Annotated in this window: 16 protein-coding genes and 1 riboswitch; of the genes, 6 read left to right on the top strand and 10 right to left on the bottom strand. The window is 65.9% G+C overall.

Annotated features, from left to right (window positions below; genetic code table 11):
* Positions 1-25 precede the first annotated feature (25 nt).
* The gene (locus AC13F7_RS02900) at positions 26-1,075 is read left to right on the top strand and encodes a hypothetical protein (RefSeq protein WP_482999186.1); all 1,050 of its coding nucleotides are present in this window, start codon (positions 26-28) and stop codon (positions 1,073-1,075) included.
* A 67-nt stretch (positions 1,076-1,142) separates the two neighbouring features.
* Here the strand turns inward: AC13F7_RS02900 and gdhA are convergent, their stop codons facing one another.
* The 9 genes from gdhA to ilvC form a co-directional block, all read right to left on the bottom strand.
* Positions 1,143-2,486, bottom strand: a complete 1,344-nt coding sequence (gdhA, locus tag AC13F7_RS02905; RefSeq protein ID WP_482999187.1) for an NADP-specific glutamate dehydrogenase — start codon at positions 2,484-2,486, stop codon at positions 1,143-1,145.
* 109 nt (positions 2,487-2,595) lie between these two features.
* Positions 2,596-3,657 (bottom strand): 3-isopropylmalate dehydrogenase, encoded by a 1,062-nt coding sequence (gene leuB / locus AC13F7_RS02910; RefSeq protein ID WP_482999188.1) that lies wholly within the window; start codon positions 3,655-3,657, stop codon positions 2,596-2,598.
* Entirely contained in the window at positions 3,647-4,225 is a 579-nt protein-coding gene (gene leuD, locus AC13F7_RS02915) for a 3-isopropylmalate dehydratase small subunit (RefSeq protein WP_482999189.1), read from the bottom strand. Before leuD ends, leuB begins: the two co-directional genes overlap by 11 nt.
* Positions 4,225-5,646 carry a 3-isopropylmalate dehydratase large subunit gene (leuC, locus tag AC13F7_RS02920; RefSeq protein ID WP_482999190.1) on the bottom strand — a complete coding sequence of 474 codons (1,422 nt, stop codon included), beginning with the start codon at positions 5,644-5,646 and terminating at the stop codon, positions 4,225-4,227. The genes leuD and leuC overlap by 1 nt, the downstream gene beginning before the upstream one ends.
* A gap of 41 nt (positions 5,647-5,687) precedes the next feature.
* Positions 5,688-7,241, bottom strand: coding sequence for a 2-isopropylmalate synthase (locus AC13F7_RS02925; protein WP_482999191.1), 1,554 nt, complete (start codon positions 7,239-7,241; stop codon positions 5,688-5,690).
* A complete protein-coding gene (locus tag AC13F7_RS02930; protein ID WP_482999192.1) occupies positions 7,238-8,335 on the bottom strand; it encodes a threonine dehydratase in 1,098 nt (365 codons plus the stop codon). Before AC13F7_RS02930 ends, AC13F7_RS02925 begins: the two co-directional genes overlap by 4 nt.
* 114 nt (positions 8,336-8,449) lie before the next feature.
* On the bottom strand, positions 8,450-8,710 hold the full coding sequence (locus AC13F7_RS02935; RefSeq protein ID WP_481468983.1) for an ACT domain-containing protein: 261 nt from the start codon (positions 8,708-8,710) through the stop codon (positions 8,450-8,452).
* Positions 8,694-10,427, bottom strand: coding sequence for an acetolactate synthase 2 catalytic subunit (gene ilvG, locus AC13F7_RS02940; protein ID WP_482999193.1), 1,734 nt, complete (start codon positions 10,425-10,427; stop codon positions 8,694-8,696). The genes AC13F7_RS02935 and ilvG overlap by 17 nt, the downstream gene beginning before the upstream one ends.
* Positions 10,428-10,466: 39 nt before the next feature.
* Positions 10,467-11,441 carry a ketol-acid reductoisomerase gene (ilvC, locus tag AC13F7_RS02945; protein WP_481468987.1) on the bottom strand — a complete coding sequence of 325 codons (975 nt, stop codon included), beginning with the start codon at positions 11,439-11,441 and terminating at the stop codon, positions 10,467-10,469.
* Positions 11,442-12,096: 655 nt separating this feature from the next.
* Here ilvC and ggt point away from each other — a divergent pair.
* Positions 12,097-13,815: a gamma-glutamyltransferase gene (gene ggt / locus AC13F7_RS02950; protein ID WP_481468988.1), complete on the top strand. Its 1,719-nt coding sequence runs from the start codon at positions 12,097-12,099 to the stop codon at positions 13,813-13,815.
* A gap of 690 nt (positions 13,816-14,505) precedes the next feature.
* Here ggt and AC13F7_RS02955 read toward each other — a convergent pair.
* Positions 14,506-16,074, bottom strand: coding sequence for a BCCT family transporter (locus AC13F7_RS02955; protein ID WP_481468990.1), 1,569 nt, complete (start codon positions 16,072-16,074; stop codon positions 14,506-14,508).
* Between the two features lie 248 nt (positions 16,075-16,322).
* Positions 16,323-16,424: riboswitch (TPP riboswitch) on the top strand.
* 140 nt (positions 16,425-16,564) lie between these two features.
* Between AC13F7_RS02955 and thiC the strand changes: the two genes are divergently transcribed.
* The 4 genes from thiC (at position 16,565) to AC13F7_RS02975 (ending at position 22,798) form a co-directional block, all read left to right on the top strand.
* Positions 16,565-18,442, top strand: coding sequence for a phosphomethylpyrimidine synthase ThiC (gene thiC, locus AC13F7_RS02960; protein ID WP_481468991.1), 1,878 nt, complete (start codon positions 16,565-16,567; stop codon positions 18,440-18,442).
* Between the two features lie 97 nt (positions 18,443-18,539).
* Complete coding sequence (locus tag AC13F7_RS02965; RefSeq protein WP_481468993.1) at positions 18,540-19,217, top strand: ion channel; 678 nt, start codon at positions 18,540-18,542, stop codon at positions 19,215-19,217.
* A gap of 251 nt (positions 19,218-19,468) precedes the next feature.
* The gene (locus AC13F7_RS02970; RefSeq protein WP_482999194.1) at positions 19,469-21,802 is read left to right on the top strand and encodes a winged helix-turn-helix domain-containing protein; all 2,334 of its coding nucleotides are present in this window, start codon (positions 19,469-19,471) and stop codon (positions 21,800-21,802) included.
* 114 nt (positions 21,803-21,916) lie between these two features.
* Entirely contained in the window at positions 21,917-22,798 is an 882-nt protein-coding gene (locus tag AC13F7_RS02975; RefSeq protein WP_481468996.1) for a helix-turn-helix transcriptional regulator, read from the top strand.
* The last annotated feature ends 68 nt before the right edge of the window (positions 22,799-22,866 follow it).

Raw genomic sequence — 22,866 nt, forward strand, 5'->3', positions numbered from 1 at the left:
CACCGGATTTCTTCGGTCGCGCATGATGTCGTCACGTTCCTCTTCCCCGTCCGCCATTGCGGTAGCCCTCGCTCTGCTGATGCCTTTCGCATTCCACGCGCAGGCGACCACCACTGCCAACGTCCAGCGCGATCTCGTCGAGATCCTGGAATGCCGTGCCACACCGGCGACGAGGCAGGCGGTGACGACGGCATTGCGTGGCGCACGGTATGGCACGCCGCAGGAACGACCGGCCCATCTTCAGGGCTGGGGTTTCACGCGCAGCGATGACGAGGAGGACACGACGACCCTCATCGACATGCCGGACGCGTTGTCTGTGCACGGCATCCCGACGCACCGCGTGGTGGCGGATGACATGGGCTTCTGGATTCCCGTCGATGCAGCCCAGCGTGCGCGCATCGTCAGCGCGAACGGATTGCGGCACCGGTCGAGTACGTTGCGTGAGCCGTTCCAGGTGTGGTCGGCGCCCGCGGCACTCGCCACAGCCGGTAACACGTCATCGCCAAGCGCCATCGTGGTGCGCAGCGACGGTGAGGGCTATCGGGTGGGATGTGACTACCCCGATTCGATCCGCGAGGTGCGTGTTCCAGCCCGATTGCGCGACACGGCCACGGCCAGTGATATCGGCGCCGCGCTCGAATGTCGGGCTGACCACGCTGCCATGCAGCGCATCGCCAACACGTGGGAGCGCGTGTCTGAACTGTCGCCGCTGGCGTGGCCGGACAATGTCAGCGCGGTGGCCGAGCGTGAGTATGATGCCGGTGGACGGAAGATGCCTGTCATGGTCGTGACGCTGGAGCAGCCGGTGGCGTTGCAAGGACTGCCTGCGCAGTCACTGGTCCTTGCCGATGGAGGCTATCTCGCGGCGGACATGGGCGATGCACCGCTAGAGGCGGTGCTCGATGCCACCGGCCTGGGCGCGCCGGATCGGCAGGCAGAAGGCTACTGGATGCGCGAGGCAGCGCGGGAGGCATCCTCGGGCTACATGCGCGTACGGGCCTTCAGCGTGATAGCCACCGGCAGCGAGGGCGTGCTGGCCGGCTGCATGACGAGCGAGGTTCGCTTGGCGCGCTGACCTCGTGGCTACTGCACGCAGCAGGCGCAGCGGATGAACACCGCTGCGCCGCTTCAGTCATATACCGTCAGTAAACACCCTGCGCCAGCATGGCATCGGCCACTTTGACGAAGCCGGCGATATTGGCGCCATCCACGTAGTTCACGCTGCCGTCGGCACGCTTGCCGTGGCGCACGCAGTTGGCGTGGATGTCCTTCATGATCCCGTGCAGCCGCTCGTCGACATCGGCGTGATGCCACGACAGGCGCTGCGCGTTCTGGCTCATTTCCAGCCCCGAGGTGGCCACGCCACCTGCATTGCTGGCCTTGCCCGGTGCGTACAGGGTGCCGGCGTCGAGGAAGACGTCCACCGCCTCCAGCGTGGAGGGCATGTTGGCGCCTTCGGCCACGCACAGCACCCCGTTGGCGACCAGGGCGCGGGCATCGTCTTCGTCCAGTTCGTTCTGGGTGGCGCAGGGCAGGGCGATCTCGGCCGGAATGTGCCAAGGACGCTTGCCGTCCAGGTACTCGAAACGCGTGTCATCGGCCAGCTCGGACAGGCAGCCGCGGCGCTCGTTGCGCAGTTCCACCACCTCCTGCAGCGCCGCGTCATCGAAGCCATCGCGGGCGTACAGCGTGCCACCGGAATCGGAAAGCGTGAGCACCTTCGCACCCAGTTCGATGGCCTTGATCGCGGCATGCTGGGCGACGTTGCCAGCGCCGGAAATCAGCACCTTTGCACCATCGGTATCGCGCCGTGCATGGTGCAGCATCTGCTCGACGAAGTAGACCGTGCCGAAGCCGGTCGCCTCCGGGCGCATCAGGCTGCCACCGTAGGACAAGCCCTTGCCGGTGAACACGCAGGAGGCATCGTTGGTGATCTTCTTCATCATGCCGGTCATGTAACCGACCTCGCGCGCGCCCACGCCGATGTCGCCGGCCGGCACATCGGTATCGGCACCCAGGTGGCGATGGAGCTCGAGCATCAGTGCCTGGCAGAAGCGCATCACTTCGGCGTCGCTGCGGCCCTTGGGATTGAAATCCGAGCCGCCCTTGCCACCGCCCATCGGCAGGGTGGTGAGCGCGTTCTTCAGGGTCTGCTCGAAGGCGAGAAACTTCAGGATCGATTGGTTCACCGATGGATGGAAGCGCATGCCGCCCTTGAACGGGCCGATCGCCGAACTGTGCTGCACGCGCCAGCCGCGGTTGACATGGATCTTGCCGGCGTCATCGGCCCAGGCCACGCGGAACTGGATCACCCGCTCCGGCTCCACCAGCCGCTCCAGCAGGCCGTGTTCCAGGTAGCGGGGGTTGCGCTCCAGGAACGGCCACAGGCTCTGGATCACTTCTTTGACGGCCTGCAGGAATTCCGGCTGATGCGGATCGCGCTGGGCCACGTGGTTGAGAAAGTCGGCAGAGGAACGAGGGTTCAAGGGCTTTCCTTGTTGGGGGCCAGCCGCTGGCAGCGACGTGACCGACGGGACAGGGAGGCCGCGCGGGAGGTAGAAACACGAACGCGGCCCTGAGGCCGCGTCCTTGCGATCATTGCAGCTTGGCAAGGACCGCGTCGGTCGCTGCGGCGGTACTCACCGCATGACCCTTGGCGGCGAGATCGGCGGTGAACACGCCGTCATCGAGCACGGCATACACCGCTGCCTCGACCGTAGCAGCCTCCTCGTCCAGCCCCAGTGAATGCCGCAGCAGCATCGCCGCGCTGAAGATCGTGGCGTAGGGATTGGCGATGCCCTTGTCGGCGATGTCCGGCGCCGACCCGTGGATCGGCTCGTAGATGCCCACTGCGCCGGGTTCACCCAGCGATGCCGAGGGCAGCAGGCCGAGCGAACCGGCCAGCATCGAGGCTTCGTCGGTGAGGATGTCGCCGAACATGTTCTCGGTCACGATCACGTCGTACTCGCGCGGTTTGGCCAGCAGATGCATGGCCATCGAATCGACCAGCTGGTGCTCCAGGGCGATCTCCGGGAATTCCTCGCGACCGATCCGTGCAGCGACATCACGCCATAGGCGCGAGGTTTCCAGCACGTTGGCCTTGTCCACCGAGGTGACCTTGCCGCGGCGCGTCTGCGCCAGCCCGAACGCGGTGCGCATGACGCGCTCGATCTCGCCCACGCTGTAGCTGCACAGGTCGCTGGCAGTATCGGCAGTGCGGGTCTTCTCACCGAAGTAGATGCCGCCGGTCAGCTCGCGCACGACCACGAAGTCCACGCCTTCCAGCAGCTCGGCCTTGATCGGCGAGGCACCGAGCGCGGCGGCATGCGTGCGCACCGGGCGCAGGTTGGCGTACAGCCCCAGCGCCTTGCGGATCGCCAGCAGGCCCTGTTCCGGGCGGACCTTGGCGTTTGGGTCGGACCACTTCGGGCCACCCACCGCACCGAGCAGGATGGCGTCTGCCTTGCGGCACGCCTCCAGCGTGGTGGCCGGCAACGGCTCGCCGTGGCGATCGATGGCGATGCCACCGATGTCGTGTTCCTGGAACCCGAAGGTGTGCCCGAAACGGGTGGCGACGGCCTCCAGCACCGCCACGGCGGCAGCAGCGACTTCCGGACCGATGCCGTCACCCGGCAATACGACAATCTCAGCGTGCATGTTCACTCTCGTAACGTTCAATGTCAGGGGTACGGCCCAACAGATACCCCAATTGGTCCACGCCTTCCAGCAGACAGGTCTGCGAGAAGCCATCCAGCGGGAAGGCATACACGCGCCCATCGGGGGTGCGCAGTTCGCGCGCGGCTACATCGATGGTCAATGCGTCATCCGGGCGCTGCATCAGCGTCTGCACATCGGCTTCGTCCAGCACGATCGGCAGCAGGCCGTTCTTGAGTGAGTTGCCGCGGAAGATATCGGCGATCTCGCTGCTGACGATGGCGCGCAGGCCCAGGTCGGTCAGGGCCCACGGCGCATGCTCACGCGAGGAGCCGCAGCCGAAGTTGCGGCCGGCCAGCAGGATGCTGCGGCCAGCGTTGCGCGGTTGGTTGAAGGGGAACGCCGGGTTCGGCACGCCCTCGCTCTGCCAGCGCCAATCATTGAAGGCGTGCTTGCCCAGGCCGACGCGCTCGGTGGTGGACAGAAAGCGCGCCGGAATGATCTGGTCGGTATCGATGTTGGTCTCGCGCAGCACCACGCTGGTCGAGGTCAGGGTACGGAAGCCGCTCATCAGGCCACCTCCAGCGTGGCATACAGTTCGCGTGGGTCGGCCACGCGGCCGTTCACCGCCGCCCAGGCGGCGGTCATCGGCGAGGCCAGCAGGGTGCGCGAACCGGGGCCTTGGCGGCCTTCGAAATTGCGGTTGCTGGTGCTGACCGCCAGTTGTCCCGGCGCGACCAGATCACCGTTCATGGCGATGCACATCGAGCAGCCCGGCTCGCGCCATTCGGCACCGGCCGCGCGCACGACCACATCGATGCCTTCGGCTTCGGCCTGGCGCTTGACGATCTCCGAGCCCGGCACCACCAGCATGCGCACGCCTTCAGCGACGTGGCGGCCCTGCAGGACCTGCGCCACCTCGCGCATGTCGCTCAGGCGGCCGTTGGTGCAGGAACCGACGAACACCACATCCACCGGGGTGCCGGCCAGGGTCTGACCGGCGTGGAAGTGCATGTAATCCAGGCCCTTCTGGGCGGCCGCGTCGTTGGCCGCCGGAATCGGCTGGTCCACCGCGATGGCGGTGCCGGGGTGGGTGCCCCAGGTGAGGGTCGGCCGGATGTCGGCGGCATCAATGTGGACCTCGACATCGAAGCGCACCCCTTCATCGCTGCGCAGCTGCGACCACGCGGCCACGGCAGCATCGAAGTCGGCGCCCTTTGGACCGCGCGGGGTGGCGGCCACCCAGTCAAAAGTGATCTGGTCGGGGGCGACCATGCCGGCACGTGCCCCGGCTTCGATGGACATGTTGCACAACGTCATCCGCTGCTCCATGTCCATCGCTTCGATCGCGCTGCCGCGGAACTCCAGCACATGGCCGGTGCCGCCGTTGACGCCGATCACCCCGATGATGTGCAGCACCACATCCTTGGCGCCGACGCCCTGGGCCAGCGCGCCATCGACGGTGATCGCCATGGTCTTGGCTTTACGCTGCAGCAGGCACTGGGTCGCCAGCACATGGCCGACCTCACTGGTGCCGATACCGAAGGCCAGCGCGCCAAACGCGCCGTGTGTGGAGGTGTGGCTGTCGCCGCAGACGATGGTCATGCCCGGCTGGGTGAAGCCCTGCTCGGGGGCGATCACGTGCACGATGCCGCGACTGGCCGACTGCAGGTCAAACAGCTCGATGCCGTGCGTGGCGCAGTTGTCGGCCAGCATCGCCACCTGGGCTTCAGAGGCGGCGCTGGCATAGGGCAGCTTGCCGTCGGCGCCGGCCGGCAGGGTGGGGGTGGAGTGATCCATCGTGGCCTTGGTCCGGTCCGGCCGGCGCGGGGAAAGGCCGCGCTCGCGCAGTTCGGTGAAGGCCTGCGGCGAGGTCACTTCGTGGATCAGGTGCAGGTCGATGTACAGCACGGCGGGCGCGCTGTCGGTCTCGGGAACGACGACGTGGGCATCCCACAGTTTGTCGTACAGGGTGCGGGGAGCTGGGGTCATGGACTGGCCTTGCTGCGGTTCGGGGTACGTAGTGGGGGTGCTCAGGCCGCGGCGGTGGCCGCGGGCTGGTCGGCCGTCGCGTTGCGCTGGCGCAGCAGACGGTTGGCGACCTCCAGCCACGCCAGTGCGGAGGCTTCGATGATGTCGCGGCTGGTGCCGGTGCCTTCGTACTCCACGCCCTCATGGCGCACGCTCAGGTTGGCTTCGCCGCGCGCATCGGCGCCGATGCCCACACTGTGCACGTGGTAGCTGTCCAGCATCAACTGCACACCGGTGGCGGCCGACAATGCACCGAACAGCGCATCGACCGGACCATCGCCCTGTGCCGTCTCGGCCACACGGTTGCCCTCTGGATCGGACAGTTCGACCAGCGCGTTGGCGCGGCTGCCGACATCGCTGATCGTCATCGAGGCCAGGCGATAGCCATTCTGGGTGGCGCTGCCCTGCATCAGGGTCTGCAGGTCGGCGTCGGTGACCACGCGCTGCTGCTCGCACAGCGCCTTGAACTGCTCGAAGACGTGCTTCAGTTCCTCCTCGTACAGGAAGAAGCCCAGCGCACGCAGGCGCTGTTCGACGGCGGCGCGCCCACTGTGGCGGCCCAGCACCATCTGCGAAGACTCCCAGCCCACGTCTTCCGGGCGCATGATTTCGTAGGTGCCGCGGTGGCGCAGCATGCCGTGCTGGTGGATGCCCGACTCGTGGGCGAAGGCGTTGGCGCCAACGATCGCCTTGTTGCGCTGGACCGGCATGCCGACCAGGCGCTGCAGCAGCTGCGAGGTGGCGACGATGCGCGGGGTGTTGATGCGCGTGTCTTCGTCATAGAAGGCATTGCGTACCTTCAGCACCATGGCGATCTCTTCCAGCGAGCAGTTGCCCGCGCGCTCGCCGATCCCGTTGACGGTGCACTCGACCTGGCGCGCGCCGCCTTCGATGGCGGCCAGCGAGTTGGCCACGGCCAGGCCCAGATCGTTGTGGCAGTGCGCGCTGAAGATGATGCGGTCGCTGTCGGGCACCCCGGCGATCACGCGCTGGAACATGCCGCGGATCTCTTCCGGCGTGGTGAAGCCCACGGTGTCGGGCAGGTTGATGGTGGTGGCGCCGGCGGCCACGGCCACGCGGGCGACCTCGATCAGGAAGTCTTCCTCGGTACGCGTGGCGTCTTCGGCGGAGAACTCCACATCGCCTACGTAGCTGCGGGCCAGGCTGACGTGCTTGTGCACCGACTCCAGCACCTGTTCGCGGCTCATGCGCAGCTTGTGCTCGCGATGCAGCGGGCTGGTCGACAGGAATACATGCAGGCGCGGGTTTGCCGCAGCCTCCAGCGCCTTGGCCGAGGTTTCAATATCGGCGGCCAGGCAGCGCGACAGCACGGCCAGGGTCGGGCGTCGCACTTCGCGGGCGATCATCGCCATCGCTTCGCGGTCGGACTGGGAGCTGGCCGGGAAGCCGGTTTCCATGACATCCACGCCCAGTTCGTCCAGTGCGCGGGCCATCACCAGCTTCTGCTGCGGGCTCATGCTGCAGCCGGGCGATTGCTCGCCGTCGCGCAGGGTGGTGTCGAAAATTCTGATTCGGGGGGAGTTGGGCGTGTTCACCAGGAGGTCTCCTCGACGGCAAGGTCGGATGGGATGGCAGAGGTAGGAATCGAAGCGGAAATCGGGGATGTCGCGAGCACGGTTGGTAGGGGCGGGCGTGTTCGCTCGCTGGCACGGCGGCGCGGTTTGCGCGGGGGGCGGGGACGGATATCGGCCAGCAGCTGGGCCAGGACCAGCGCATCGATGTTGCCGCCGGAGACCACCGCGCACTTGCGCTTGCCGGCGACGCGGCGACCGGCGGCCAGAGCCAGCGCGCCGGCGCCTTCGGCGATCACATGTTCTTCCAGCGCCAGCCGCACCAGGGTTTCGCGCAGCTCGGCTTCACGCACGATGACCACATCATCCAGCAGTGCACTGCACAGCCTGCGGGTCAGGAAACCGGGAACCTTGACCTTGACGCCATCGGCCAGGGTGGCCGCCGGGGCGATCTCGCGCACATCGCCGCGGATGGCGCGGGCCATCGAATCGACGCCCTCGACCTGCGCACCGACGATGCGCACGCCCTGCGATTTCAGCGCCAGCGCGACGCCAGAGGCCAGGCCACCGCCGCCGATCGGCACGATCACCACATCAGGTGCATGCGGCGCCAGCTCGATGCCCAGCGTGCCCTGGCCGGCGATCACGTCCGGGTCGTCGAACGCGGACAGGAAGCGATAGCCGTGCTGGTCGGCCAGGGCACGGGCAAAGGCATACGCCTCGTCGTAGCTATCGCCGTGCTGGCGTACCGTGGCGCCCCAGTGGGCGACACCGGCGATCTTGGTGGCCGGTGCACCGTGCGGCATCACGGTGATCGCCGGAATGTTCAAGCGGTAGGCGGCCCACGCCACGCCCTGGGCGTGGTTGCCGGCCGAGGCGCAGATGACCGGGCGGTCGTCACCGCGTTCACGGCCGGCCAGCAGGGCGTTCAATGCACCGCGCACCTTGTAGGAGCCGGTGCGCTGCAGGTTCTCCAGCTTCAGCCACACGCCGAAACGCTCGGCGTAATGCAGGGGCGTGGGCGGCAGGAAGCGGCGCAGCCGCGCCTGCGCGGCCAGCACATCGGCGACGCTTACCTCGCCTACGTCCGGTTCCTGCGGGGCACGGCTAGCCGGCATCACGCACCCGGCCATGGTGATCGTTCCGGCGCGACGCGCGCTGCCACGGCGCACGGTGCGACGTACGGCCGAGAAGACACCTCCGTACCGGCACCGATGCAACGGTGCGGGCGTTCATGCGGATGCTCCAGTGCCGGGCTCCAGTGCGCTGATGCGCACTGACACACAGTCGTAGATCTTCTCGATCTGGCGGCGCAGCGTCTCGGGCGGACGCGTGCTGTCCACCACCAGCTGGAGGTGCCAGCGACCATCGTCGGCCGCGTTGGGCGCACCGGCGATCGCGCGCGGCGCGAAGCCGCGACGTTCGGCCATGCCGATCACGCGCAGCAGCGCGCCTTCGGCCGGGGTCAGCACCAGGTCAAGCCGGTATTGCATTGGGGAACTCCTGGGACTGATGAGCGGGGTTGCTTTCCAGCATCGTGCTGTTGGCGTTGTTGGGCGGCACCAGCGGCCACACGTTGGCACGCGCATCGATGGCCACATGCAGCAGTGCCGGGCCGGGCTGGGCCAGCATCGCGGCCAGGCCACCTTCGACATCGTCACGGGCTTCGATGCGCGTGGCCGGAATACCGAATACCTGCGCCAGCGCAGCGAAGTCCGGGTTGTCGGACAGGTCGATCTCGCTGTAGCGCTCGGCGAAGAACAGCTCCTGCCACTGGCGGACCATGCCCAGCGAGCTGTTGTCCAGCAGTACGATCTTCACCGGCAGGCGGCAGCGGGCGATGGTGACCAGCTCCTGCACGTTCATCATGAAACTGCCATCGCCGGAGACCAGCACCACGGTGCGATCCGGGCAGGCGAACTGCGCCCCCATCGCGGCCGGCAGGCCGAAGCCCATGGTGCCCAGCGCGCCGCTGGTCAGGTGGTTGCGCGGGTGGTTGAAGCGGCAGTGCTGGGCGACCCACATCTGATGCTGGCCGACATCACAGGCGATGATCGCGTCGCTCGGGGCCAGCTCGCTCAGGCGCTTCAGCAGTGCCGGGGCGTAGATGTGCTTGCCCGGTGCGTCGTAGCGCGGGGCGAAGCGTTCACGGTGGCCCTGGCAGCGCTTGGCCCAGGCCTCCTGCGTGGCTGGCGTGGTGGCCGCAGCGGTCAGTGCGCGCAGCGCCGTACCGACATTGCCCGGCACCGCGATGTCGGCGGTGCGCAGCTTGGAGATCTCGTACGCATCGGCATCGATATGCACGACGCGCGCAAACGGGGCGAACTCGTTCAACTTGCCGGTGGCGCGGTCATCGAAACGGGCGCCGACCACGATCAGCAGATCGCTTTCCTGCACGGCCATGTTGGCTGCGCGGGTGCCGTGCATGCCCAGCATGCCCAGGTAGTGCGGGTGCTGCGGCGGCAGTGCGCCCAGCCCGCGCAGGGTCAGCACGGTTGGAATGCGGGTCGCCTCGACGAAGGCACGGAAGTCCTCCACCGCATCGCCCAGCGCCACGCCACCCCCGGCATAGATCACCGGCTTCTCGGCCCCGGCGATGGCGGCGATGGTCTGCGCGATGGCGTCGTCATTCGGCGCCGGCGGTGCGACCACCGTGGATGGCACGTGGTCGGGCAGGTGCGACGCATCGGCCACCTGCACGTCCTTGGGCAGATCGATCAGCACCGGCCCCGGGCGACCCTCGCGGGCGATACGGAACGCATCGGCGACCACCTGCGGCAGGTCATCGACCGAGCGCACCAGCCAGCTGTGTTTGACGATCGGCAGGGTCAGTCCAAACACGTCCAGTTCCTGGAACGCGTCGGTGCCCAGCAGCGGGGTGGCGACCTGGCCGGTGATGCAGACCATCGGCACCGAATCCAGCATCGCATCGGCGATCCCGGTGACCAGGTTGGACGCGCCCGGGCCCGAGGTGGCAACACAGACGCCGACCCGGCCGCTGGCACGGGCGAAGCCGTTGGCGGCCAGGGCTGCGCCCTGCTCGTGGCGGACCAGGATGTGCTTCAGCCCGGAATCCACCAGGGCGTCGTAGAACGGCATGATGGTGCCGCCCGGATAGCCGAACAGCGTATGCACGCCCTCGGCTTCCAGGGCCTGCGTCAACCAGCGTGCGCCATTGCGGGGCGCGGTGCTGTGTGCGGAGGTGTTCATGCGGTGACCTTTACGAAAGCGGGTGGGGGAGCCGCGCGTTTACGCGGCTTGACTTTGCAACCAGACCATCTTGGCGCGCAGTTCTTTGCCCACCTTCTCGATCGGGTGCTCCAGATCGGCCTGCTTGAACTTGTTGTAGTTCGGCAGGCCCGCTTCGTACTCGGCGACCCAGTTCTTGGTGAAGGTGCCGTTCTGGATATCGGTCAGTACGTCCTTCATGCGCGCCTTGGTGCCGGCATCGATCACGCGCGGGCCGCTGACGTAGTCGCCGTACTGCGCGGTTTCGGAGATGAACTCCAGCATGCGGGTGATGCCGCCTTCGTAGAACAGGTCCACGATCAGCTTCAGTTCGTGCAGCACTTCGTAATAGGCGATTTCCGGCTGGTAGCCGGCTTCGACCAGCGTCTCGAAACCGGCCTGCACCAGGGCCGAAGCGCCACCGCACAGCACGGCCTGCTCGCCGAACAGATCGGTTTCGGTCTCTTCCTTGAAGGTGGTCTGGATCAGGTTGGCGCGCGCGCCACCCAGGCCACCGGCGTAGGCCAGGGCGAACTCGGCGGCCTTGCCACTCTTGTCCTGGTAGACCGCCCAGATGCACGGCACACCGCGGCCGATCTCATACTCGCGACGGACCAGTGCACCCGGGCCCTTCGGTGCGACCAGCACCACGTCCAGATCCGCGCGCGGTTTGATCATGTCGAAATGCACGTTCAGACCATGCGCGAACAGCAGCACCGCGCCCTGTTTCATGTTCGGCGCGAGCACATCTTCGTAGAGCTTCTTCTGCACCATGTCCGGGGTCAGCACGGCGACCAGATCGGCCTCCTTCACTGCCTCGGCCGGGGCTTTGACGGTGAAGCCATCGGCCTGTGCCTTGACCTCGGTCGGACCGCCCGGGCGCAGCCCGATGACGACATCGAAACCGGATTCACGCAGATTCAGCGCGTGCGCGCGGCCCTGGCTGCCGTAGCCGACAACAGCGATCTTGATCTGGGGCAGGTCGTTGGTGCTCATGGGGGAGGTCCTTTGGAGGCAAGAAAAAAGAGGGCCGACGGTCAGCGACGCGTCGGCCCATCAGGGGAAGGGGTGGCACCGGCCTGGCCGCGAGCACACGCGAACGCACCCGCCGTGGGGGCGGTGGGCGTCGGCTGGCTCGAGGTGGGCTGGCGGGTCATGGTGGAAGGCAACTCGGAGGGGAGGATGGAAATCGAAGGGTTCTGAAACGAAAAAACCCGCACCTGGTCGGGTGCGGGTTTTGATGGATACCTGGCAGTCTTGCTTACACGCCGGTCCGTCCCGCACCTGTTGGTTGGGTAATAAGTACGAGGACGAGAAGCGAATGGATCGAGGCCGCGCCGTGGTCGGCGTGCTCGATGGATTCGCGGGTGGCTGTGCGCTGCAACATGAGATCGAGAAAACCACACGGGTTTTGGCGGTGTCAACCCTGGAAAGACAATTTCCATCGGTTTCGCCTGCATCCACCGCAAGGCCCCGCCGCACAAGGATGGTTGCGGCTGAAAGCGTTCCGGTGAACCGGAATTCAGCATTTTGCCGGGCGCAATTGCGCGGATTCGGGGCCGATGTTTCATCCGAGCATGACCATGGTGGGATGTCATTCGGCGGCATCTGCCGCCACCATCAGCTCGCTACCACCCTCAGGAACCACCCCGTGCCCTCACGCCTTGCCCGCGGCCTGCTCGCCGCCGCCATCCTGTGTGCGCTGCCCGCCGCAGCCATCGCCGCCGACCGGATCACCGGCCACACCTTCGCCACCCGCTCGGAGGTGATCGCTCCGCATGCGATGGCCGCCACCTCCCAGCCCCTGGCGACCCAGATCGCCCTGGACGTCATGAAGTCCGGCGGCTCTGCGGTGGATGCCGCGATCGCGGCCAATGCCGCCCTCGGTTTGATGGAGCCGACCGGCAACGGCGTCGGCGGTGATCTGTTCGCGATCGTGTGGGACCCCAAAACCGAGAAGCTGTATGGCTACAACGGCTCGGGCCGCTCGCCGAAGTCGTTGACCCTGGCCGAGTTCCAGCGCCGCGGCCTGAAGGAGATCCCGGCCACCGGCCCACTGCCCGTGTCCGTCCCCGGCGCGGTGGATGGCTGGTTCGCGCTGCATGACCGTTTCGGCCGCAAGCCGATGGCCGACAACCTCGCGCCTGCGATCCGCTACGCCCGCGAAGGCCATCCGGTCGCCGAGGTCATCGCCTATTACTGGGACCGCTCGGTGCCACGACTGTCCAAGTACCCCGGCTTCACCGAGCAGTTCACGATCAACGGCCATGCCCCGCGCAAGGGCGAGATGTGGAAGAACCCGAACCTGGCCCACACCCTGGAGCAGATCGCCCAGGGCGGCCGCGATGCCTTCTACAAAGGCGAGATCGCCCGCACCATCGGCACCTACTTCAAGGCCAATGGCGGCTACCTGAGCTATGAGGACATGGCCAGCCATCACGGCGAGTGGGTGGAGCCGGTCAGCAGCAACTACCGCGGCTATGACGTGTGGGAGCTGCCGCCGAACAGCCAGGGCATCGCCGCGCTGCAGATCCTCAACGTGCTGGAAGGCTACGATTTCTCCAACATCCCCTTCGGCTCGCCCGAGCACGTGCACCTGTTCGTGGAAGCCAAGAAGCTGGCCTTCGCCGACCGCGCGCGCTTCTATACCGATCCGGCGTTCCACCCGGCCCCGGTCGATAAGCTGATCTCCAAAGGCTACGCCGCCGAGCGCCGCACGCTGATCTCGATGGACAAGGCGCTGAATGAAGTGCAGCCCGGGACGCCGAAGCAACTGAAGGAAGGCGACACGATCTACCTGACCGTGGCCGACGCCGACGGCATGATGGTCTCGCTGATCCAATCCAATTACCGGGGCATGGGCAGCGGCATGGCGCCGCCGGGCCTGGGCTTCATCCTGCAGGACCGCGGCGAGATGTTCGTGCTGCAGAAAGATCACCCGAATGGCTATGCGCCGGGCAAGCGACCGTTCCAGACGATCATCCCGGGCTTCGTGACCAAGGACGGCAAGCCGTGGATGAGCTTCGGGGTGATGGGCGGTGCGATGCAGCCGCAAGGGCACGCGCAGATCGTGATGAACATGGTCGATTTCGGGATGAATCTGCAGGAAGCCGGCGATGCGCCGCGCATCCAGCACGAGGGCTCGACCGAGCCGACCGGGCAGGCGACGGCGATGAGCGATGGCGGCGAGGTGAATCTGGAAACCGGGTTCCCGTATGAGACGGTGCGCGCGTTGATGCGCAAGGGTCACCGGGTGGTGTTCGCGGATGGTCCGTATGGTGGGTATCAGGCGATCCTGCGGGATCCCGAGTCGGGTGTGTATTACGGGGCGTCGGAAAGCCGCAAGGATGGGCAGGCGGCGGGGTACTGATTCCCCAGTGCTTCGTAGCGCCGACTGCTGGTTGGCAGAATCGCAGGGCAGAGCGTAAAGCAGGACGTAAAGCAGGACGTAAAGCAGGACGTAAAGCAGGACGCTTTGGGGCTGCGGGTAGTGGTCCGGCCTGGGTGGGTTTGCGGGACCCGCCGCAAGTACGTCCATGTAGGCTCGTATGCCGCCATCCATGGCGGCATACGGTCCCGCCAACCCACCCAGGCCGACCCACCCACAATGGGTCGGTGCGCATGGCAAAAACGGTAGAGCCACGCCATGCGTGGCTGCTTTGTCTCAGCGGGGATCCGATGCGTCGAGCAAACCGATGCATCGGATCCTCGCTCGGCTGCGTTGTCCAAACGACCTGAAGCGCACTACGCGAAACATCGGCTGTGTCGAGCGTGGCTACGCTGCTCGCGTTGGAACTCTGAAACTGTCGGTCGGACGCGCGCCATGCCGAGCATCGCTCGGCTGCTCTCCCAGAACCACCATGAAACTGTGAGCGGGACGGGGCGGGTGGGTTGTCGGGACCATGAGCGCCATGGATGGCGCGACATGAGCCTCCAAGGACGGATTCACGGCGTGTCCCGCCAACCCACCCGTCCCGGCCCGCCCACCGATAGCCCGGGAAGCGTGCCGCTCTAAGCGACCAAGCTGACCAACCCGACCAACCCGACCAACCCGCCCCCCCTAAGGCGCCCGAGCCGCCTCATCGCGCGTTTCTTCCTGCGCCGCGATCTCGCGCTCGATCCACTCATCCATCAACCGTCGCGCGCGCTGCGCACGGCGGCGCTGCAGCGCATGCTCCATATCCAGCACCCGATACAACGACCACATCACCGCCAGCATCAACAACGCAAACGGCAGTGCAGCGATTGTGATCATCCCCTGCAGCGCATTGAGACCGCCAGCCAGCAGGAGCACGCCCGCGATCAACGCAATCGCCACGCCCCACACCATCCGGCGCGCCAAGGGCGGATCACCGGCCTCCTCCGTCGACATCGTCGCCAGCACCAGCACCGCCGAATCAGCCGAGGTCACGAAGAAGATCATCAACAGCACCAGCGCGATCACCGACAACACCGTGGGCATCGGCAGGCTGTCGAACATCGTGAACAACACCGTCTCGTAGCCATTTCCCAGCGCCTGCGCCAGATCCACGTGGCCGAAGATCTGCGACCACAGCGCCGTGCCGCCGAATACCGAGAACCACAGGAAGCCCAGCACGCTCGGTGCGATCACCACGCCCAGCACGAACTCACGGATGCTGCGCCCACGCGAGACGCGCGCGATGAACGAGCCCACAAACGGCGCCCATGCGATCCACCAGGCCCAGTAGAAGATCGTCCAGTCCGCCACCCAGGTGCTGCCTGAGAACGGCGACATCCGCAGGCTCATCGTCACCAGCGAATTGAGATAGGAGCCGATCGTCGTGGTGAACGTATCGAAGATGAAGCCCGTGGGCCCCAGCACCAGCACCAGCGCGAGCAACAGTGCGGCCAGGCCGAGATTGAAATTGGACAACCACTTGATGCCGCGATGCACGCCACTGGTGGTGGACGCCATGTACAGCACGAACGCCACGGCGATGATGGTCAACTGCACCGGCACCGAGGCCTGGATGCCGAATACGCGCTCAAGGCCAGCGGCGATCTGGATCGTGCCGAAGCCCAGCGTGGTCGCCACGCCGATCGCCGTGGCGACCACGGCTGCCACGTTGACGACCGTGCCCATCCAGCCGCGGTGTCGTGCACCGATGATCGGCTGCAGCAGATCGCTGATCAGTCCACGGCCATTGCGGTTGAACTGGAACCACGCCATCGCCAAGCCGATCAACGCGTAGATCGCCCATGGATGCAGGCCCCAATGGAAGAATGCGTAGCGCATCGACGCGCGTGCCGCTTCCATGCTTTGCGGTGCCAGCCCTTCCGGCGGCTTCACGAAATGCGAGATCGGCTCTGCCGCACCCCAGAACACCAGGCCGATGCCCATGCCGGCAGCGAACAGCATCGACATCCAGCTCGCGTTGGAGAAGTCGGGCTCGGCATCTTCACCGCCGATGCGCAGCGATCCGAAGCGGCCGAAGGCCAAGTACATCAGGAAGGAGAGGGTGATGAACACCACCAGCAGGTACAGCCAGCCGGTGCTGCGGATGATGGTGGACAGGCCGCTCTGGACGACCTCGTTGAAAGGGCCCGGCGCGAGACCGGCAATCAGCACCAGCAGTGCGACCAGTGCGATGGAAATGCGGAACACCATGCAGGCGTGTCTCCGATCAGTAGGGGCGAGCCGAGGCTTGCAATCTCCAGCGGCACAGCGGCAACGACTGGGGCGGATCAAGCCGGTCGAGGCCGGTCAGTACGGACGTCGATGGCGTCGAGCAGCGCGCATATTGCGCCGCGGCATGGTAGTGCATCAGTTGTCGGCGGCATGTTCACATCCAAACCCGATCGCGACGGGATGCCGCCGCCCAATGCGCCAGCGGCCACCGCTTTGTGCTCTAATTCGCCCCGAAGCGGGGGTACCGCGGCCCAGTGGCCAAGGTTGAGACAGTCCCTTCGAACCTGATCCGGTTGATACCGGCGTAGGGAAGCTTCGCATCTGCAGATGCATTGCGCCGTAGGGCAATCGTGCCCGGAGACCGCCCGCAATCCGTCCGTCGAGCGCCGCCGTTTCGTCCCTCCCATGCGAATCCCTCGCATAGAACCGCACAGTCCCTGTGCGGGGATTGAACCTAGGACGATCCTCGATGAACGCACAGCCCTCCGCCCTGCAGCAACAGGCCCAGCAACTCTCCGAATCGGTCACCCGGCCGATTCCCGGCTCGCACAAGATCCATGTACAGGGCTCGCGCCCCGATCTGCAGGTGCCGATGCGCGAGATCACGCTGACCCGCACGCCCACCCTGTTTGGCGGTGAAGAGAATGCGCCGGTCACCGTCTACGACACCTCCGGCCCGTATACCGATCCGGCTGTCGCTATCGACCTCTCCGCCGGTCTGCCTGCGCTGCGCGCGGCCTGGGTGGCCGAGCGCGGCGATACCGAGGTGCTGGAGGGCCTGAGCTCGGCATTCGGCCGCTCGCGCGAGACCGATGCACGGCTCGATGCGGTGCGCTTCCCATCGCGGCTGCAACCGCGACGCGCGTTGGCCGGTCGCAACGTCACCCAGATGCACTACGCACGGCGCGGCATCATCACGCCGGAGATGGAGTTCGTGGCGATTCGTGAGAACCAGCGTCTGGACGCGATCCGAGATGCCGCGCTGCTGAAGCAGCATCCCGGTGAAGCCTTTGGTGCTTCCATCCCGAAGATCATCACCCCCGCGTTCGTCCGCGACGAGATCGCCCGCGGCCGCGCGGTGCTGCCCAACAACATCAACCACCCGGAAAGCGAGCCGATGATCATCGGCCGCAACTTCCTGACCAAGATCAACGCCAACATCGGCAACAGCGCGGTGTCATCGGGCATTGCCGAGGAAGTGGAAAAGCTGGTCTGGGCGATCCGTTGGGGCGGCGACACCGTGATGGACCTGTCCACCGGCAAGCACATCCATGAAACGCGCGAATGGATCCTGCGCAACTCGCCGGTGGCGATCGGCACCGTGCCGATCTACCAGGCGCTGGAGAAGGTCGATGGCCGTGCCGAGGAACTGAACTGGGCGATCTTCCGCGACACGCTGATCGAGCAGGCCGAGCAGGGCGTGGACTACTTCACCATCCACGCCGGCGTCCTGCTGCGTTACGTCCCGCTCACCGCCAAGCGCGTGACCGGCATCGTCTCGCGTGGTGGGTCGATCATGGCCAAGTGGTGCCTGGCGCATCACAAGGAGAACTTCCTCTACACGCACTTCGAAGAGATCTGCGAAATCATGAAGGCCTACGACGTGACCTTCTCGCTGGGCGATGGCCTGCGCCCGGGCTGCATCGCCGATGCCAACGATGCTGCGCAGTTCGGTGAACTGGAAACGCTGGGCGAGCTGACGAAGATCGCCTGGAAGCACGACGTGCAGACCATGATCGAGGGCCCCGGCCACGTGCCGATGCAGCTGATCAAGGAAAACATGGACAAGCAGCTGCGCGAGTGCGGTGAAGCGCCGTTCTATACGCTGGGCCCGTTGACCACCGATATCGCGCCGGGCTACGACCACATCACCAGTGCGATCGGTGCGGCGATGATCGGCTGGTACGGCACGGCGATGCTCTGCTACGTGACCCCGAAGGAACACCTGGGTCTGCCCAACCGCCAGGACGTACGAGACGGCATCATGGCCTACCGCATCGCCGCGCACGCCTCGGATCTGGCCAAGGGCCATCCCGGCGCGCAGGTCCGCGACAACGCGCTGAGCAAGGCACGTTTCGAATTCCGCTGGGAGGACCAGTTCCACCTGGGGCTGGACCCGGAGAAGGCCAAGGAATTCCATGACGAGACCCTGCCCAAGGACGCGCACAAACTGGCCCACTTCTGTTCGATGTGCGGCCCGCACTTCTGCTCGATGAAGATCACCCAGGACGTGCGTGACTATGCGGCGGGGCAGGGGCTGGATGCGCACCAGGCGTTGGAGGCCGGCATGGCCGAGAAATCCGCGCAGTTCCGGAATCTCGGGGCCGAGGTGTATCGGCAGGAATGAGGCACTGGCCGTGGTGGTGGGTGCTGCCACGGCCATCATCCGCCGCCTGCGTGATTCCGGCTAAGCTCGGCGCGAACAGGCAGGGGCGGGGACGACGATGGCGATAGCACGCAGCACCAAATGGTTGGCGATCGCACGCCGGCATCCATCCGCCTGGCTGTTGGCGGTGCAGTTGCTCGGCGTGCTGCTGTACCCCGCGATGGACGAAGCCGGTGCGAGCCGTGCGTTGTTCGGTGCATTCGGCATCGCCGTGCTCGGCCTGGCCCTGTGGGTCGTACGGCGCAGTCCACTGGGCATGTGGGTGGCCCTGGTGCTGGCGATTCCTTCGGTGGTGTTTTCAATCTCGGGCGCGCTGCTGGAACGCCCGGCGCTGGTGACAACGGCGCAACTGCTCGAATGCCTGCTGTATTTCTACACGGCGGGCAGCCTGATTGCCTACATGCTGCAGGACCACAAAGTGACCCGCGATGAGCTGTTCGCGGCTGGCGCCACCTTCACGCTGTTGGCGTGGGCCTTCGCCTTCGCGTTCGCGCTCTGCCAGCAGTGGTATCCGGGCAGTTTCATGGCCACCAGCGAGACCGAACTGCGGACCTGGATGGAGCTGCTTTATCTCAGCTTCAGCTTGCTGTCCGGGGTGGGACTGAGTGACGTGGTGCCGATCCATCCCCAAGCCCGGGCGTTGGTGATGCTGGAGCAGTTCGCAGGCGTGATGTACGTCGCATTGGTCGTCTCGCGCCTGGTCGGATTGACCATGATCCGGCGCATACAAAACTGAATCGCACATAAAAAATTCGCGCCCGGAGGCGCGAATGCTGAATCAATTTATGTAATTTCGTCGGCGAGAGAGAGCCTGATGTTGGCCGCACACACAGGTGCGGTTAACCCACATAGGCTAGTATTCGCCGCCTTCAGTGTTTTTGCGCTTTGCGCTGATGGTTTGTGCGGAATCTGGCGGTTCGTTCGATCGTTGTCGATTGTGATGAATGCTGCGTTCCCCGTAGTCCTGCATTCACTCGTGTCACCGGAATGATCAACAACGACAGTGAGCGACCCGCCGCCGATGTAGTCCGAATCGGCGATTGCACCGTAATACTTTCCTCGCGGGAAGTCATGGTGGTGGGCGTGCGTCGCCCGCGTCGTCTCACACCGAAGGCGCTGGGCGTATTGAAAGCACTGATGCGCTCGCCCGGTACCGTGGTGACGCGCGATGAACTGTTCGCCGAGGTGTGGCCCGATACGCTGCCCACCAATGACGTGCTTACCCAGGCCGTCACCCAGTTGCGCAAGGCCTTCGCCTCCGACGAAGACGCGGGCACCGCCTACATCGAAACCATTGCCAAGACCGGTTATCGCTTGCTGGTGCCGGTGAGCGTGGTGGAAGAACCGCGTGTGCTTGGCGAGGTGGACGACGCAGCGACGGGCGTGCTCGTCGATGCCGCACTGCCTGGTACTGTTACGCCGGTACTCCACCGGCAGGCGGACAACCCGATGCGCCGGCGGTGGCGTCGGATCCGCCGCTATGTGCTGCTGGCCGTTGGCCTTGCGATGCTGATCGCGATGCTGGTCATGGCCGCGCTGCTGGTGCAGCGCGAACGTCCCGCCACGGCAGTGGAAGCCGCCGTCGAGGACGGTACGCGTGTGATCGGCAGCCCGGAGCGCCCCTATCGTCTGATCACGGCATCATCGGGTTTTGAAACCTATCCCACGTTGTCCCCGGATGGCTCGCAGGTCGCTTACGAAGCCGGCGTGCCGTCGCGCCAAGGCAGCGTCATCAAGGTCCAGACCTCGGGCAACGCCCCGGCGCGCGTCCTGATGGACACGCCGGACACCTACTCGGACCGCTTCCCGAACTGGTCGCCCAATGGACGTGACATCGCGTTTGCGCGTTTCGGCCCGGAGGGCAGCTGCGAGGTCCTCATCGCCAGCGCCACCGGCGGCGCGCAGCGCCACGTCACGCGCTGCGACGGTACCGAGCTGCTCAGCTTCGACTGGACGCCGGACGGCCGCGGCCTGCTGTTCGGCTCGTTGTCGGGCACGTACGCGCACCGTGGCATCCGCACCTTCAATCTCGCCAGTGGCAGCTGGAGCGCCTTGAAGTACGACATGGACCCGGACAGCTTCGAATACGCACCGCGCTATTCGCCGGATGGCCGCTGGATCGTGTTCGTGCGCAATCCGCAGGTCGGCGATCTGTGGCGCATCCCGGCCGAAGGCGGTGCGCCCGAGCAGCTCACCAACGATTCGGCCGAGATCCGCGGTTGGGCGTGGCGCAGCGACAGCCGCCACATCGTGTTTGGTCGCCGCGTCGACAGCGAAGCGCGCCTGTACGAGCTGGACACACGCACACGCACGCTGCGTGATCTGGGCCTGGACGATGCCCAGTCACCGGCGCTCTCGCGCAGCAACAACATGCTCGCCTTCATGCACCGGCGTGCGCAGTTCGGTCTGTTCAAGGTGCCGATCGGTGCCGACGGTCCGGGTGTTCCCGAACGCCTGTTCGCATCGGGTGGTCGCGATGCGCAGCCGATGATTGCTCCGGATGGCCGCCAACTGGTGTTCAGTTCCAACCGGTCAGGCAGCTATTCGCTGTGGTGGGCGGATCTGCAGCGTCCCGAATCCCTGCGCCCGATCGAGGGCCTGCGCCCGGAAACCCGTCAGATTCCGGACTGGTCGCGCGACAGCCGCCATCTCCTGGTCCTGGGGCGCGACGAACATGCCAACCCCGCGATCTTCGAAGTCTCCCCGCGCGATGAGCAGACGGTCCGCTTGCAGGTGCCGGCCGCGCAGCCACTGCAGGCGCTGTACGGGCAGCGGCCCGGGCAGATGCTGGTGGTGGAGCGTGATGAAGATGAGCGGATGCGCCTGTCCCTGTTTGATCGGACCACCACGCCGTGGCGCCTGCTGGGCAGCATCGAGGGTGTCTCCCAGGCACGCTACGACGTGGCCGGCGAGCGCGTGCTGTTCACCCGGCTCTCGGCCAGTGGTCTGTGGTCGGCCGATGCGGCACTCACCCCGCAGAGCATCCGCCAGGTGCGTGACGACCAGCCGTCGCGGTGGCGTTACCGGGCGTGGACCGTCTCCGGCAACGGGCAGATCGATTACCTGTCCAATCGCGCTGACTGTGCGACCGCGTTTGCACGGCTCAGCGCGACGACCAGCGACACCGGCGCCTGTCTGGACCCCGAGCGGCTCGGCACCGGCAATGGATTCAGCGCCAGCCCGGACGGCAGTGCCGTGTATGTGGCCTTGGCGGTGGCCGATGGCTCCGATATCGGCATCATGAGCCTGCCCGAACCGACCACCTCGTTCTTCCCCGCGTTCTCCAACCTCATGTTTATGAAGGGAAAAGACCCTTCGTAAGTTCTTCGTGAGGTTGTCGTGGCGAATTCGGATCAATCTCGCCAAGACGTCCTGAGGGAAGTGGCCTGACTTGGCAAAACTGCACGCCAGCAAAGGCAAACACACGGTGCAGTCATGCGTCAGCTTTCCCTGGCCGATCGCGGTCAATCTCTCTCCCTGGACAAGATCGCCGACGACGGCGTGCTGCCGAGTTGTCTCGGTGTTGCCCGTCTGGGCAGCCTGCAGACGGCCGGCACGACGTTCACGGTGTGGATGCAGGTGCGTGGCAGCGCGTGGGTCGAATCCAAGGAAGGCAAGTTCCGCCTGCGTCAGCGCGAGTGGATCGCCTTCGAGAAAGACTCCAAGCCGATGGTGCAGGCCGGCCGCGATGGTCTGTGCATTGGCCTGAGTCTGTCGCCGGATGCGCTGCGCGCGCTGGGCGATCTGGTCGACTGCAACCTGTACGCCGGTCGCGGCACCATGACCCGCGGCGAGATGCGGGTGGCGATGCGCCTGTGGCGCGATGCGCTGGACAGTGACCGCCCGATGCAGGGCCTGCGTCCGGCGCTGTTGCATCTGGCAGCCCTGCAGCAGGGCATGGCCACCGGCGTGCAGCGCTGCCCCGGCCGTTCGCGCAGCCGCAAGCGCCAGGTGTTCGGGCGCATGCAGCGCGCGCGTCTCTATCTGGAAGGCAACAGCCACCGCGTGGTGCGCATCGGTGAACTGGCCGAACTCACCAACTTCTCCAGTTGGTACCTTTCCAAGACGTTCCAGAGCCTGTATGCAGAGAGTCCGCAATCGCTCTCCGCACGCCTGCGACTGGAGCGGGCGGCTGACCTGCTGCGCGATACCGACATGATGGTGGGCGAGGTGGCCGCGGCGAGTGGATTTGACAACTGCTGCAGCTTCGCACGGGCATTTCGGGCCCGCTTTGGGTTGTCCGCGTCACGCTACCGTGAGGCAGGTGCGAACCTGTCGCCAGAGTCGGCAAAGTCATTGGTTGCATCACGCAAATAATTAACTGCAACGCAATCGTAACTTTCCGAGGCGGTTTTAACACGCTACTAACGTACCTCGGAGAGATA

The sequence above is a fragment of the Stenotrophomonas sp. K-6 genome, assembly GCF_056861555.1.